Origin of the sequence: Cryptobacterium curtum DSM 15641 (assembly GCF_000023845.1) — a bacterium.
GTDB classification, from domain to species: Bacteria; Actinomycetota; Coriobacteriia; order Coriobacteriales; family Eggerthellaceae; genus Cryptobacterium; species Cryptobacterium curtum.
Window position 1 is genome coordinate 1413565 of the sequence record NC_013170.1, and the last position, 15602, is coordinate 1429166.

Consider the following 15602-nt stretch of genomic DNA (forward strand, 5'->3'; position numbering starts at 1 on the left):
TGCGCGATGTGTTCTTGCAAAGATTCCCACACAATTAATCCCGTGAGGCCACCGATAGCTGTCAGATAGCTCATCGGCGATAATCAAGGAGGGAATCATGTCAAATACTAATCTCAGTCGTCGCGATCTGTTTAAATTCAGCGGTATCGCCGCTGCGGGTCTTGCCGGAGCTGCTGCTCTCTCTGGTTGCGCAAGTCCGAAAAGTGCCAGCGAAAAAACAGCGGACAAAACTACATCAAACTGGCGCAACAAACCGGAAGCTATTACCAATATTTCCGAAACCGTGGAATGCGACCTTATTGTCGTCGGTGCAGGCAACGGTGGGCTCGTTGGCGCAATGACCGCACAGGAAGCTGGATTCGATGTAATTGTGCTTGAAAAATCTGGTGCGATCGCGCAGGCGCGCGAGGCTATCGGCACTATCGGTTCACGTCATTCTCAGGGACATGAACCAGACATCCCCACCCTAATGAATCACGCTAAAACCACGCAGAGCGGCGATGTTAACATGGCGCTGTATCGTACCTGGGCAGAAAAGTCAGGTGAATTCATGGACTGGCTCGAAGATATTGAAACTCCTGCCGGCATGACCTTCCCCTTTGAATACCATTCCCCCGCCGACCCCCATGCCTATTACCCCGCTATCTGCACAAATCCTGTTATGGGTGAATTTAATCCTCAGGGACCCAATATGGGTGCGTACGCCCATCTCGAAGTGCTCCGCGATCTGTTCTTGGCAGCTGGTGGGCGCATTGACTTCACCACACCAGCACGGCAGTTGGTGCAGGATGCTAGCGGCAAGGTAACTGGTGTTATCGCCCAGAACAAAGAAAAGTACCTACAGTACAATGCTAAACACGGTGTCATCCTGTGCACCGGTGGCTATGGTGCGAACAAAGATATGGTTCAGGAGCTCTGCCCCGCCTCGCTGAATTACTGCACAAGCACCGCAGCTACCACCGAAGAAGGCGACGGCATTCGTATGGCACTGTGGGCAGGCGGCGTACTTGAAAAGGGCGCTGGCGCTATGGTGTGGAATCGGAGCGTCGTCGATGACAGCGAAGAAGTTGGCCCTGAAAAGGCACAGCCGCTCTTTCTGCCGGCAAGCCAACCATTCTTGCGCGTAAATGTGCATGGTGAGCGCTTTATGAACGAAGACTCAACCTATCCGGAAATCTATGCACAGGGCACCCGTCAGCCACGCGGATTTAGCTGGCAGGTGTTTGACGGCACCTACTGGGAAGATATCCAACGCTTCGACACAGGCGGGTGCAGTCGCCTGACGCCCGCACCTGATGGCAGTGCTTTTAATGCGGATGTATATAACTGTGAAGCTCTCAGTAAAGAGCACTTGGATTCAACCTGGATGCAACCAATGCTTGATGCCGGCATTCTCAAAAAGTGCAACACGATCGATGAACTAGCTGAAACCATGTTCCCCGAAAAGGAAGATCGTACGACCTTCCTAGCAACTATTGAGCGCTACAATTCCCTGCAAGCCACGGGCGATATCGATTACGGTAAAGCAGCATTTCGCTACAGTACCGTTGAAGAGGCTCCGTTCTACGCCATTCGTACCGCCGGCAACTTCCTGGTAACTATCAACGGCATTATTACTGACACAAAAAGCCGCGCCCTGCGTGAAGATGGCAGTGTAATTGAGGGTTTGTATGTCTGCGGTAACGACCAAGGTGGCTTCTACCCGCACAACTATCCCAGCGAGTTTACGGGTATTAACGCAGGGCGAAGCGCAACCTTTGCTCGCATCGCTGCCAAGGACGCGTGCTCAATCGCCTAACCAGTATTGAGATACCTCCCCATCACCCCGCCCTGTAATGATTCCCTTTTTTGCACGCGTTCACTCCTTCGCGTCGATGGAATAATTCCTATCTACGCGTACCTTGAGTCCCATGCCCTCTCTCATGCAAGCGGACCGTGTTGCCACGTTGTCGGCCGCACGGTCCGCTTGTTAAAGTAAGCCTATGAATCATGCGTTACACTGAACCGCACCATTAGAGCATTACCTGAAAGAGGCTGCCATGACTGCTACAACTATCGCCAAGCGCGTCGGTTTGGTCATAGCTGTTCTTATTGCAATCCTGATACTTATTGTTGGAGGATATGTCATATACCTCGAGGCAACCTATTCCCGCATCGCTGATAACGTTGATGCACCCGTAGCAAACAACCCAGAAACCAGCCTTGAAACCGACCACACTTATACCGCTGTAACCTACAACATCGGCTTCGGTGCCTATACCCCTGATTACACCTTCTTTATGGATGAAGGGATCATGGATGATGGCACCCAGACAACCGGCACTCAATCCCGAGCAGTCAGCAAGCAAAGCGTGGAAGACTGCACTGCAGGCAGCATCGCAATCCTCAAACGTCTTAACCCCGATTTCGCCTTAATCCAAGAGGTTGATACCGATTCTGACCGTAGCTTTCATGTCAACCAGAAACAATCGTTTATCGAGGCCTTTCCTTCTGACGGATCTTCCTTCGTCTCCGACTTTCATAGCGCCTTTCTCGCTTACCCCTTAACCGAGCCTCATGGTGCTGTTGAATCGGGCCTTCTTACCCTTTCGCGCGCTCATATTTCCTCGGCGGTGCGGCGCAGCTATCCTGTTGATGGGTCGTTTCCCGCGAAGTACTTCGATCTCGATCGCTGCTTCGAGGTGATGCGCATACCCGTGCAAAATGGTCACGACCTCGTGCTTATCAACAGTCACATGTCAGCCTACGACAAAGGCGGAAAAATTCGCGCACAGCAGCTGGCTCTTATCGGCAACATTATGAAAGCGGAATATGATACCGGTAATTATGTGATCTGCGGAGGCGACTGGAACCATGCACTTGCTGGGAGTGAAGATATCTACCCCTCAAAGCAACAAGTTCCTCCCTGGGTATCCATACTCGACGATGCCGACCTCCCCACTGGTTTCAGTATTGTAAAAGCAGATAATCTTTCTGAAGTAGCAAGCTGTCGTGGTTGCGATATCCCCTATGAAAAGGGCGTTACCTATACCACCACCGTTGATGGTTTTATTATTTCTGACAACGTGCAAGCATACGCTGAAAATATCGACTGCGGGTTTACCTATAGCGATCATAACCCTGTAAAACTGACCTTCGAACTACAGGAAGCGCTCCAATAGGATTAGTGAAATCTCTGAAGCGGCTCACCTCGACGGGCAAAACAGCATGAGTTTACCACTTGCGCGCAATGCTATGCGCAGTAAGGTGTGCGGATCTACTAAAGATCTACTGAGACAAAGATGTACTGGAACGTCTCTACTGTATGGCGAGATCGATTAATTCTTGCCGCGAATGTACACCAGCTTTTGCGTAAATATGCTTAACATGGGTAGCTGCCGTATCGCGTGAAATAACCAGTTCATCACGAATGTAGGGAACCGATCGCCCGCGCACAAGCAAGGAAAACACTTCTGTTTCCCGCGGTGTCAGTGAAAACTCGGCGGCAAGACGTGCAATCACCTCGTCAAATGATTCTTGTGGCGTGTTTTCTTGCGGGGATCCATCTTGAATCGGCACATCCACTATTTTCTGTTCCCCCGCTGTCGTGCTCACTTGCTCCCCCGCTATCGCTGAGGATTCTTTTGAAGCTACTGTCGGTCCGTTTTCCGAAGCCGTCTTGGCAGATGCAAATGCAAGATTGCGCAGAGGTACAGGATGCATAACTTCTAGGCGATCTTCAAACGCATAGGCTACACTGCGCTCGTCACCCATCATACACATAGCCACAACAACCAAAAGGATCACGCAGACCGATGCTACCTGCGAAGCGGGAAATACCATACCAGCAAAGGAGCCGTCACCTAACGCAAGCAAACAGATAAGGCCGAGGGCATCGCCCACATGAACGAATATCCAACCCCATCCGTACGATTGCGTGGCGGTAGCCTGACCTGATGCCACAAATCGCGCGAAGTACATCTGGGTAATCACGCAAAAGGCAAATCGTCCGGCAATTGAAGCACCATATGCAAGAAACGACCCTAAACCTTCCCCAAACAGGGAAATCGATGCAAAACCAGCTACCAGCAGGGGGCAAAGCCATCGAAACGCAAATGACACCGACACTCTCCGTGGCCCCGCAATAGACACCAAGCCAACAACTGCCATAACAAGCGCGCTGACCACAATGACCGCCTGCACCGACGTCACATCGCCAGCACTCCAAAAGCCCCCTTCAACGCAGACAAAAAAGCAGGCCGCAAGAATGCCCCATCCACTTCGCCCCATAGCGCGCAGGGCCCTGAAGGGCTGCTCAGTCAGCTGACTACCCGCCGTTTCGTGAACACTCTGACTGCCTGTAGAAAACGAATCGACCGAACGATTGCGACTATTTTGTCGATCTTCATGCTCCGCCCAGTAGAAGCACAAGCACGATGCCAGCGGAAGCGCCGCCACAAACACTGCACCCACCACACCACTCATAGCTGAAACGGCCACGATACCAACCGAAGCAAGCAAGGCAGAGGCTGGAGCAAACAACTCAATTTCATCGCGGGAAAGCCGAGAATAGTAATCGCCCCAGATAACCCACAGAACCGCACTCCCCGCACCTGTGCATACTGCGCCAATAATAAACAGAACACCGCTGAGACCGTCGTCAAGCCCCAGCGAAGACGGCACGTGGACAAGCGGTGATGCCACTGAAGCACATAGAGCGGTAATAATCACGAACGCTTTGTGAGAGGTAACTAGGCCAGTGCGTTTTTCCAAAACAATCAATGCCAGCAACACAACAATGGTCGAACCGACCGGCAGCAACAGGTGCATGCCTCGCACCGATAGGCTTGCCTGCCCCTGCAAGTCCACCGCTCCCACAATTGTCGCAGCGATATCGGTGTAGAACATGCAGAATACCCAGGCGAGTAAAAACCCCCATCCCAACTGGGCAAATGATGGCATACGCCATGCGTTACCTGCTGAAATACGCCCTGATTTCATACCGCGATCAACCTTCCGACTAATCTTTTATCGGTACAGTTCTCGCTCGATAAGATCGGTATCCATTTCGATGCCGTACCATATCTTTTCGCCAGCTGCCGCTTGCTCAATCAACATACCCAAGCCACCAATAGTCGTGCACCCACACACTCGCGCATCTTTGAGCAGCTGCGTTTCGCGAGGAAAATATACGACGTCGGCCACCGCCATACCAGATTGTAGAAAATCGGCGGGCACCGGGGTTTCCGTTGAGGCTTCTCCCATACCGACCGAACTGGAATTAACCAGAATGTCTGCCTGCGCCACACACGATTGCAACGTTTGCACATCGGCAAGGGAATGAATCGCTATTGAACAGCCCGTCCTATCATGGAGAGGGTTCGCGAGTCGACGAGCATTGTCTTCACTTCCACCGCCCAGGCGCACGAAGACATCAATTGTTGAAACGCCGTCGAGAGCAGCCTGAACAAGAATGGCAGAACCGGCGCCTCCACAACCAATGAGAACCATATGCGCGCCCTTATCCTTCACGCCGTGCTTACGCACGTTTTCCATGAAGCCAACGCCGTCGGTGTTGTACCCCTTGAGTATGCCATTCCGGCACGAAACAACATTCACCGCGCCCATAAGCTGCGCCGCTTCATCCAATTCATCAAGTAAGGGAACCACTGCTTGTTTCGCAGGCATTGTCAGATTGGCGCCATCCCAGGTATCAAGGGCGCGCATCGTTGCAAGAGCTTCTGGAAGATTGTCGTTTTCGATATCGAAGCACAAGTAAACAGCATCGATACCAGCCTGCGCAAATGAAAGGTTATGTGTCGCAGGAGACAATGAGTGATGGGTTGGTTTACCCAGCAGACAGACCATATGAGTTGACCCACTTATCGATACCGACTTCTCAACCATTGCTGTCTCCTTCCGATTTGACTGCCCCACTTGAATCGTTCTCTGCGAGCTTTCTATCTATGTACCCTCTTCTGAGGTGCTTTTTATAGCCCTCGACCGACCTTTAACCGGTTCGGTACATACATCCATTCTACAGAGCAAAGCCGTACTCGTGGCACCGCATACATGGTGCGCTCACCTATTCAGCAAGCTCGTCATGCGCAAGTGCATCATGCAGCAGGTTGATAATCCTGCGCGCTTCAGCCAGCTCCACCTGGCCCGGAGCCGATGTCCCTGACACCGAGCAAAACGTTAAAGCTGAACCAAATGTTTCACCCGCAAGTCGCGTGATAACACCCTCCTTCCCCATAGCCATTGCCACAAGCGGCCCTTCGTCCGCGCGAGCACAGACCGCAGTGGCGCGCATTAGCTCAAACGCATCAGACTGAGCTCGCGCCATGGTTGCAACCTTTGCGATATCGGCACCCCATGTGCGCATCTGCCTGATTAATTCCACAATATCGTCTGATGGCGGGGTTGCCGTGAAGTCGTGAAATGAAACAACCGATGCCACGCCTTGCTCGCGTGCAGCCTTCGTTAGCGAGCGCACCGCGCGCTCGCCCAGCCCTATTTCAATATCAACTAAATCGGCTGCGTGCTCATCGATAAGAGAGGTGATCAGCGCTACCTGATCTTGTGATGATAGGCTCCCCTGACCGCCCTGCTCTTTCGATCGGAAGGTCACCAGCACGGGATTGTGGGGATATGCGTTTGTAAGCGCTGCCGCTTGATGAACAATTTCAGAGGGAGAAACGTGTGCATCGAGAAAATCGATGCGCCATTCAAGGCAATCTGCCCCAGCCTGCACGGCGCAGCGTGCTTGAGCAGCAAGATCTTCTTGCTGGGTTGACATAAGCGGGACAATTGTTTTAGGTGCACCCACCCCAAGAGGAATCTCTTTGATAATTAAGGGCTTCATTGCTATTTTCCTCTTTCTGCCGGTTTCCCTTTAACAAACAAGATAGCTTCTGTGATCGCTACAGTTTTGTCCTCTCTGACTGCTACGCCTTGTCTTCCGCAACTCAGCTGCGAAACCACATTCTCTACGATCACTGTAGGTGACCATACCGCCTGTGACCCTACAGATAAACCGATAAGACCTCTCACCCACAGATGAGCTCAGCATGGTCACTCTTAATCGAGAAACCCCTGTAAAGCACTCTATTTTGTTGGAATAGTAGGAATCTCGGTATGATCGGGTTCGTTTAAGTTGTCTTCGTATACGTAATGCTTTGTCTCGCGTGCAATAAGACCCGAAAGCAGCAACACCATAATGATGTTCGGTATCGCCATGAGCGCATTGCCAATATCAGAAATGGTCCACACCATATCGCCAACGCCCAGCGCGCCCAAAAAGCCAACCGCCACATACAGCACCTGATAGGGACGAATAGCACGGCGGCCAAACAGATACGTAACACACCGATTGCCGTAATAACTCCAACCAAGAATTGTCGAATAGGCAAAACTGACCATACCCACCACGAGAATTGGGGTACCAACGTACGGAATTGTCGCGAATGCTGCACTGGCGAGCGCAGCCCCTTCTTTGATGCCGCCACCTTCGATAATGCCAGGATTTGCCAGGAGAGTTGACACCATAACCAAACCGGTAATAGCACAGATGACAACCGTTGACCAAAACGTGCCCGTCATGGCAATAAGTGCCTGTCGAGCTGGGTTTCTTGTAGCAGCTGCCGCAGCCACAATGGGAGCTGTACCCAAACCAGACTCGTTACTAAAGAGACCGCGTGCACAACCAAATTGAAGTGCCACCATAATGCCTGATCCCACAGCACCACCAAAAGCAGCCCGACCCGTCAGCGCAGAATCAAGGATGGTCGAAAGTGCTTGCCCCACATAAGAACCGTTATAAACCAGAACGATGATGCAGCCAAGGGCGTACGCCACGGCCATAAAGGGAACGAGCTTCTCGCAGACAGTCGAAATAGAGCGCACCCCGCCAAAAATAACGAGCGCGACCGCAAGAGCAATAATAAGCGCGATAAGCCAATCAGGAGAACCAGGAATACTTGACTCAATAATGCCCGTCATAGCCGCCGACTGCACGGCAGATCCTGTTCCGATTGTTGCAATAACGGCAAAGAGGGCGAATGCCACAGCCCCTAAACGTGCCCACCAGGGGGTTGATCCGTCCGCGCGCGCAAACGCACGCTCCCACGCGTACATCGCACCGCCCAGCATTTCGCCGCTCGAATCTTTCACGCGGTATTTAACCGACGCATAAACCTCAGCGTATTTCGTCGCAATACCAAAGACACCCGTCAGCCACATCCAAAAGATAGCACCAGGGCCACCGGCGATAATAGCTGTCGCCACACCCACAATCGAACCAGTGCCAATGGTGCCAGCCAGGGCGGTAACAAGGGCGCCAAACTGGCTAACATCACCTTCAGCATCGGGGTCTTCCACCACCGACATCTTAATGGCCTGGGGAAGCTTGCGCTGAATGAAGCCCGTGCGAATGGTAAGAAAGATGTGCGTGCCCAAGAGCAGGCAGATCATTACCGGGCCCCACACCACCGCATCAATTTGATTAAGAATAGCTATTATATCCATGCGGGCGATTATATAACGCATCGACCCTGCCTTGCAGCGCAAGTGCAAAATAAAGTCTAAAGTCTCAACCTCACCTAAAGTTTCAACCTCAGCCGCATCTCCAATCCAAAATGACTCAGCATTAAGAAAAAGGGTTTCATGAAAGTTCGCTCGTTTTCATAGTCGTAATTGGTAGAGCGAATATCGCTATACCATTCATCAAACCAAATACCAGAAAATTCTGCCTCATTTAAATTCAATACCTTCCTGCAAAGGACTTTCCCTGTAAAGAAGAGCGTGCTAGAATTGCCCCGCTGTTTCAGGGCGGGGTGAAATTCCCCACTGGCGGTCATTCGGCGCAGACAACAGCCTGCGATGCGCACTCTGCGCATGAACCGATAAGCCCGCGAGCCCTGCCGCGTTGGTTCGCGGTGGGGTTGATTCGGTGAAAATCCGAAGCCAACGGTTAAAGTCCGGATGAAAGAGGCAGGTGATCATATGTCTGAGCAGTATGCATCCATCCACAATACTAATAAATGGGAGACGAAAACTCTCGTGACGCTCGCACTTCTTTGTGCCATTAGTGTCATTTTGAGTTTTGTCGAGTTTCCCCTGATCCCTGGTATTGCCTGGTTGAAATACGACCCCTCATGCATGCCAGCTATGGTGGCAGGCTTCGCTTTTGGACCGGCAGCTGGATTAGCTTGTGGCCTGATCAGCGCTCTTATTCATGGGATGATCATGGCAGACTGGGTAGGTGCCCTGATGACCAGTATTGTGGTAGCAGCGATGGTGGTTCCTTCTGCTGCGCTCTATCGGAAAAATCGCACGCTCAAAGGTGCCATTATCGGTTTGATCGTCAGCATTATCTGTACACTCATTGCTGCCATTGTCAGCAATCTAATTATCGACCCGCTCTACCTGGGTATGCCCTTCGAAGCAGTGGCTGCCCTTGTTGTACCCGCTCTGTTGCCTTTCAACCTGGCGAAAGCCTGCTTAAATTCCGTGCTGACCGTTATCGTGTATAAAAGCATCTCGAACCTTATTACTCCTAAGAAAAACCAGGTAAAGGGCCGTTCGTAGCATGCAGAAGCTTCCGTTTATTTCCTTCGAGGACGTCGCATTCACCTACGACGGTACGTCATTTGTACTTGATGGAGTAAATCTTTCCATCGAGCAGGGAGAATTCGTCGCTATTCTCGGAGGAAACGGAAGCGGAAAAAGTACGCTCGCTAAACACATCGATGCGCTACTTACCCCTGATAGCGGGCGTGTACTCATTGATAGTAACGACACCGCCGATCCGTCATGCACCTACCTTATCCGCAGTATTGCGGGCATGGTGTTTCAAAACCCTGACGATCAAATTGTCGCAAGCATTGTCGAAAATGATGTAGCTTTTGGACCCGAAAATTTGGGTGTTGACCAATCTGAACTGCGAAATCGAGTAACTAAAGCACTTGAGCTTGTCGACTTGCAAGGGTACGAAAAGAACGAAACGAGTGCATTATCCGGTGGACAGAAGCAGCGTATTGCACTTGCTGGAGTGCTTGCCATGGAACCGCGTGTACTCGTGCTTGACGAAGCGTCTTCTATGCTCGACCCGCGTGGGCGGCATGGGTTGATGAAAACCTGCCGCGCTCTCCATGAAGCCGGCATGACCATTATCATGATTACCCACTTTATGGACGAAGCTGTCGAAGCCGATCGTATTGTTGTGATGGCGGATGGGCACCCCCTTATGCAAGGCTCCCCCGCCGATGTGCTTTCCCGCGACAGCGAGCTTGCCCATCTTTCCCTTGAGGCTCCTTTTGCCGTAAAGCTTTGCCGCGCACTACAGGCGCGTGGTATTGAACTTGCCACATCGGTAGATGAAGACGAAATCATAGCGCACCTTGCTGCGCTTGCTCATGAAAGTGCGGCTGTCCATGATTGAGTTTAATCAGGTTTCCTATTCGTATCAGGCTCCTCGAAACCGGAAGCAAAAGAAGCCTTCCCGCTTATCTACTCATACAGCGCGCCAAGAATCCCCCAAAGCCACTAAGCACGGCGAAAACATATTCCTGTCTAGATCTCAAAAGCCCGCTTGGGGAAACGATCCTGCCGCTATCTGGGCACTTGAAGACATCAGCTTTAGCGTCCACGACGGGGAGTTCTTTGGCATAGCTGGGCATACCGGCAGTGGAAAAAGCACGCTTATCCAGCACATGAATGGGTTGCTTTCTCCCACCGAAGGACGGGTGTTGATAGATGGACGCGAACCATACGGGAAAAATGCACCTGACGACATCTGTGGTCAGATTGGGATTGTCTTTCAGTACCCAGAGCGGCAACTGTTTGCCCAAACCGTCTTCGAAGATGTTGCATTTGGCCCGCGCAATCTCAAACTTGATGCCGCCGAGATTGAGCAGCGTTATCTACGCGCCATGGAGGTCGTGAGGCTTGATGCAAACGCTTTGCGTGAAATAAGCCCTTTCGAGCTTTCGGGTGGCCAACAGCGGCGGGTGGCATTCGCCGGTGTACTCGCTATGGGGCCTCGCGTGCTAGTGCTTGATGAGCCAACCGCCGGACTCGATCCGCAATCACGCGCATCCTTTCTGGCTTTAATCGAACGACTGCATACCAGCGAAGGACTGACGGTGGTTATGGTCAGCCATAACATGGATGACCTGGCACGACTGTGCGATCGTGTGCTCATTTTGGAAAAGGGGCGCCTGTTTGCGCTGGGGACACCAGCAGAAGTATTTGCCGACGAGGGACGATTGAATCAGGTTGGACTCGCGCTCCCCTCCACTGCTCGTATTGCTCGCAAGCTCCAGGCAGCTGGCATGCCGATCGCTCTGCCGACGGGCGATTTTAGTATTGAGACACTTGCAGACTGCATTGCAGAAACTCTTCGGAAAAATCCCGTTCAAACAGGAGAGGGCGCGGCATTTGCTCAAAGGAAGGGCACCCAGCAATGACGCAGAATGCTCTCTTTGGCCAGTACTGGGCAGCCAACAGCCCCGTACATGCAATGGATCCACGCATTAAATTAACGGCACTTCTTGTTGTAATGATTGCTATCTTTGCAGCTGCCAGCTTTACAGCCCTGGGGGTTTGCGCCTTGTATATCATCCTCTTCTATGTGATCGCTCGTATCCCCTTTCAGCAAGCGTTCAAAGCCATTGCTCCCCTTGCCTTTATCGTAGTTATTACTGCGCTATTGAACATGTTTTTTGTGCAAGGAGGACCGGTCTATTTTCAAACAGGGCCTCTTGAAATAAGCCAGTTGGGACTGCATAACGCGGCGTTTCTGGGACTGCGTTTAACCGAACTGCTTTTCGCGGCAAGCTTATTGACGCTCACAACCGCTACGCTCGATCTCGCCGATGCCTTTGAAGCAATGCTCGCCCCATTGCGACGGGTGGGATTTCCCGCCCATGAATGCGCCATGATCATGGGAATCGCTTTGCGGTTTCTCCCGCAGTTTATCGAGGAATGGCGGACTATCCGCGCTGCACAAATCTCACGCGGGGCACACGTCGGCAAACAATCGCCCGCTGCTGGCCTTCGCATGCTAACCAGTTTGATGGTTCCGTTATTCACCAGCGCATTTCGACATGCTGATACCCTTTCAGCCGCCATGGATGCTCGATGCTACCATGGAGCCGAAGGGCGTACGAAACTCAAACCGATGCAGTATACACAACGTGATACGCTGGGTACTATCCTCGTGTTTGTGCTGCTTATCAGTGTTATTGCAACAAATACTTTGCTGGCGCACTAAAGACCGGAAGCGCTTGCAAACGAGCAAATAGACAAAACTAACGCAAGATATCGGCAAGTTACTCGAAGTAGTTATACTCCACTCAAAACAGCTATTCGAAGTCGTAAAGACCTTTTGCCGCCTTCTTAAACTCTTCGTAAACAGCCAGCGCCGTTGCTTCATCATCGAGCATCTCGAATGAAGTCGGCTGACCTTCGCTATCAAGCTCTGTTACTTGCAGTACCACAATCTCGCCGGATGACAGCGCCGGCGCATCATCGCTAACAGGAAAGAAAAACCCGTAGCGCGTTTCGTTAAACAGCAAAAGACCCAGAAACTCGAGCGCGACTTCAACGCCTGATTCATCCTCAAACGTAAAAACCGCGCCCTCTTCAACAGGCGGAGCAAAATTCGGGGCACTACCTGTTCTCATTCAGTTTCCTTACCGGTCGCGTCAGCACCCAGATCGTCGAATTTTTCTCGGTCAACAATTTTGATGTCCGGAGCACCCAAGCCCTTATCCGATTCGCTTTGTGCATCACGCTTCGCCCCCGAAGCAGCTTTCTTATGTGCTGTGTCTTTGCGATACCTCACGCGACCGCTTTTCGCCTTCGACGCAGAAGCACCCTCAGAATGAGCAGATGAAGTGCCGTTCTGTCCACCCTGTGCCGACGCGTTACTCTGAAATGCTTTATGAGAGACCTCACGAGACGACTTGCCGCCTGATGCTGCCGGCGCTTCTTCAGAAGAAGCTTCCTGCTGCTTATCAGCTGCCGCATTGCGTGCGCCAGCTGCACTACTATCTGCAACATTCTGACCAGCCGAAGCCACGTCCGATGAAGCACCACGTGCAAATTCAAAGTGCATAATTGCAGCGCCATACTTCTTAACAAGTCGCACATTCTTCGGTTCACGTGTTTTCCAAATGGCAAACAAGGGGCAGGCAATGGCAATGGATGAATACGCGCCCGCAAGCAGACCAATGGTCATAGCGAATGCAAAGTCTTTGAGCGTTTCGCTGCCAAACAGCAACATGGCCAAAACTGGGATGATCGATGTTAGCGTCGTATTAATTGAACGCATGAACACCTGGTTCATCGAATGGTTAGCCATGGTCATAAATGTGCACTTGATTTCTGAATGCTGCATGTTGTCGCTAATACGATGGAACACAACTACGGTGTCGTAGAGCGAATAACCCAGAATAGTCAGCAGCGCAGCAATCGTGTTGGGGTTAATTTCACGCCCCACCAGCGCATACACACCCACTACCAAGATGATGTCATGTAACAGGGCGATAATAGCAGTGATGCCCATCTTGTATTCGAATCGGATAGCGATATAGATAATAATCAGGACAAAGGACACCAGTAGGGCAATAACCATCGACTGAATGATGCTTGCACCCCAATCGGGACCAATGGTGCTTACCTGGAAGCTATCGGTAGAAAGATTGAGAGACTGCGCAACCTGTGTGGCTGCGCCAGCTGCTGCTGAAGCATCCGTATTGGCAATACGCACAATGAACCCAGGTTCTCCATTGCTTTCTGTCGTTTGAATGACCGCATCCGATTCACCCGCAGCAGCAAAAGCACTGCGCACCTGGTCAGTTGTTACACTGCCCGTTTCGTTAAACTCAATGCTGGTGCCACCAACAAACTCGATACCCAGGTTCAGCCCGCGCACGCCAATAACCAGAGCACACAGCACCATAGCAAGAGCCGCAATACTCAGAAACACCTTTCGTGCTCCAAGGAAATTAATATCATGCTTAATAAAGCGACCGCGAACCTTCGAAGCTGCCTGCGCTGCTTCAGTTCCTTCGGCACCACCCTTGCGAGAAGCGTACGCTTCACTTTCGGCAGAATTGATAGCCTCAGCTGAAACAGCCGTTTCCACCATTTCACCCTCGGCAGCTGCAAGGCGTCCATACACCTTTGAAGCCGCTTGGGAGTCTTTCACACCCCAGAAACCTGGATGTTTGGCAATAGCATGAGGAGCAAGCAAACGAATGATTGGTGCTTTAAACAGCAACATCATCACGATGTCGCACATAATTCCCAGCGCCAATGTGAGTCCGAAGCCCTTAACCCCACTTGAAGCCAAGAAGAACAGTGAAAGAGCAGTGACCAACGAAACCAGGTCGGCGTCGATAGAGGTCTGAATACCGTGACGCACACCAGTAATGGAAGCAGCGCGGATACTGCGCCCAAAGCGTATTTCTTCGCGGAAACGCTCAAGCGTCAGAATGGACGAGTCAGCAGCCATACCAATGGTCAACACGATACCCGCAACGCCAGCAAGCGAAAGGCTGAAGAGTCCAAAATGGGAAAGCGTGGCAAGTAAACCAAGATAGAGCACAGCAAACACTGCCATAGCAGCAGCTGTAATCATGCCCAGTCCGTGATAGAACACAAGCAGATAGAGCATAACGAGCACCAAGCCTGCCAGCGCCACCAGCACACCACTCGACAGAGCATCCTGACCCAAGGTTGGGCCGACGGTCTGACTTTGAGCATAGCTAAAGCTTACTGGCAGCGATCCACTTTCAAGAACAGTCTTGAGTCCATTAGCCTGATCCTGCGTATAGTTGCCCGTAATCTCTACTTTGCCGCCCGTAATTTCGGACTGAACAGCAGGTGCAGAATTTACCTGACCATCAAGAATAATGACGATCTTTCCGTGGGTTGGTGCTAAATCACGACTGGCATCAGCAAAAGCCTTCGTGCCATCGGCATCCAACTGAAGATTAACGGCATAATACAGGCCACCGCCACTGCTAGCGCGATCCACCGTAACGCGTTCGATATTGCTTCCCGTAACGATGGGCGTGTAAGTGCCCTCTTCTACCGTAAGTGGCTGAGTTGTTTCAGCGGGTAACTGATTGCCATAAGCGTCGGAAACAGTCGTTGAACCCTGGGTAAGCTGCCCGTTTTCTATTTTTTGACGAACATCTTCGTCGGTGAAGGAATCAAGACGTGCAAACTCAAGTTTGCCGGTTTTGCCAATGGTATTGAGCGCTTCCTGCGTATCAGATAAACCAGGAATCTGCACAAGAATCTGATTGGAACCCTGTTTTTGTACGGTCGCTTCAGAAGCACCAAGAGCGTTCACACGCGATTCAATAATGTCGCGGCTGATGTCCATGTCTTCACTGGTTACCGCTTCGCCCGTAGTGCTGTTTGCGGTAAGCACCACCGAAAGACCACCCTGAATATCAAGACCTTGGTTAATCTTCTGCTGTGGCGGCATAAACATGACGACTGAGCCAATTACCAGCAGTGTTGTCAGAATAAGAAGCCAAACATTGCGGCGATCGTTGCCATTTGTATGCTTACGTTTCTTGCGTGTGCTCTCGGTCATGTTAGTC

The 15602-nt window shown here is 51.6% G+C and carries 12 protein-coding genes and 1 riboswitch; of the genes, 6 read left to right on the top strand and 6 right to left on the bottom strand.

Features of this window, described 5'->3' with window-relative positions; all coding sequences use genetic code 11:
- Positions 1-97 precede the first annotated feature (97 nt).
- Positions 98-1798, top strand: a complete 1701-nt coding sequence (locus tag CCUR_RS06200; RefSeq protein ID WP_015778792.1) for an FAD-dependent oxidoreductase — start codon at positions 98-100, stop codon at positions 1796-1798.
- Between the two features lie 241 nt (positions 1799-2039).
- Complete coding sequence (locus CCUR_RS06205; RefSeq protein ID WP_015778793.1) at positions 2040-3161, top strand: endonuclease/exonuclease/phosphatase family protein; 1122 nt, start codon at positions 2040-2042, stop codon at positions 3159-3161.
- Between the two features lie 136 nt (positions 3162-3297).
- Here CCUR_RS06205 and CCUR_RS06210 read toward each other — a convergent pair whose 3' ends face one another.
- The 4 genes from CCUR_RS06210 to CCUR_RS06225 form a co-directional block, all read right to left on the bottom strand.
- Positions 3298-4980, bottom strand: coding sequence for a response regulator transcription factor (locus CCUR_RS06210; RefSeq protein WP_015778794.1), 1683 nt, complete (start codon positions 4978-4980; stop codon positions 3298-3300).
- A gap of 27 nt (positions 4981-5007) precedes the next feature.
- Positions 5008-5886: a shikimate dehydrogenase family protein gene (locus CCUR_RS06215; RefSeq protein WP_015778795.1), complete on the bottom strand. Its 879-nt coding sequence runs from the start codon at positions 5884-5886 to the stop codon at positions 5008-5010.
- Between the two features lie 178 nt (positions 5887-6064).
- On the bottom strand, positions 6065-6844 hold the full coding sequence (aroD, locus tag CCUR_RS06220; RefSeq protein WP_015778796.1) for a type I 3-dehydroquinate dehydratase: 780 nt from the start codon (positions 6842-6844) through the stop codon (positions 6065-6067).
- A 242-nt stretch (positions 6845-7086) separates the two neighbouring features.
- Positions 7087-8505: an alanine/glycine:cation symporter family protein gene (locus tag CCUR_RS06225; RefSeq protein ID WP_041225667.1), complete on the bottom strand. Its 1419-nt coding sequence runs from the start codon at positions 8503-8505 to the stop codon at positions 7087-7089.
- A gap of 290 nt (positions 8506-8795) precedes the next feature.
- A riboswitch (FMN riboswitch) is annotated at positions 8796-8977 on the top strand.
- A gap of 5 nt (positions 8978-8982) precedes the next feature.
- Between CCUR_RS06225 and CCUR_RS06235 the strand changes: the two genes are divergently transcribed.
- From CCUR_RS06235 to CCUR_RS06250, 4 genes are read left to right on the top strand one after another with little or no spacing between them, the layout of a single operon-like run.
- A complete protein-coding gene (locus CCUR_RS06235) occupies positions 8983-9567 on the top strand; it encodes an ECF transporter S component (protein ID WP_015778799.1) in 585 nt (194 codons plus the stop codon).
- A 1-nt stretch (position 9568) separates the two neighbouring features.
- Positions 9569-10420 carry an energy-coupling factor transporter ATPase gene (locus tag CCUR_RS06240; protein WP_015778800.1) on the top strand — a complete coding sequence of 284 codons (852 nt, stop codon included), beginning with the start codon at positions 9569-9571 and terminating at the stop codon, positions 10418-10420.
- Complete coding sequence (locus tag CCUR_RS06245; RefSeq protein WP_015778801.1) at positions 10413-11447, top strand: energy-coupling factor transporter ATPase; 1035 nt, start codon at positions 10413-10415, stop codon at positions 11445-11447. Before CCUR_RS06240 ends, CCUR_RS06245 begins: the two co-directional genes overlap by 8 nt.
- Positions 11444-12253, top strand: coding sequence for an energy-coupling factor transporter transmembrane component T family protein (locus CCUR_RS06250; RefSeq protein WP_015778802.1), 810 nt, complete (start codon positions 11444-11446; stop codon positions 12251-12253). The genes CCUR_RS06245 and CCUR_RS06250 overlap by 4 nt, the downstream gene beginning before the upstream one ends.
- A gap of 91 nt (positions 12254-12344) precedes the next feature.
- Here CCUR_RS06250 and CCUR_RS06255 read toward each other — a convergent pair whose 3' ends face one another.
- Both CCUR_RS06255 and CCUR_RS07435 read right to left on the bottom strand, forming a co-directional pair.
- Entirely contained in the window at positions 12345-12665 is a 321-nt protein-coding gene (locus CCUR_RS06255) for a hypothetical protein (protein ID WP_015778803.1), read from the bottom strand.
- On the bottom strand, positions 12662-15595 hold the full coding sequence (locus CCUR_RS07435) for a protein translocase subunit SecDF (RefSeq protein ID WP_015778804.1): 2934 nt from the start codon (positions 15593-15595) through the stop codon (positions 12662-12664). The genes CCUR_RS06255 and CCUR_RS07435 overlap by 4 nt, the downstream gene beginning before the upstream one ends.
- Positions 15596-15602: the final 7 nt, after the last annotated feature.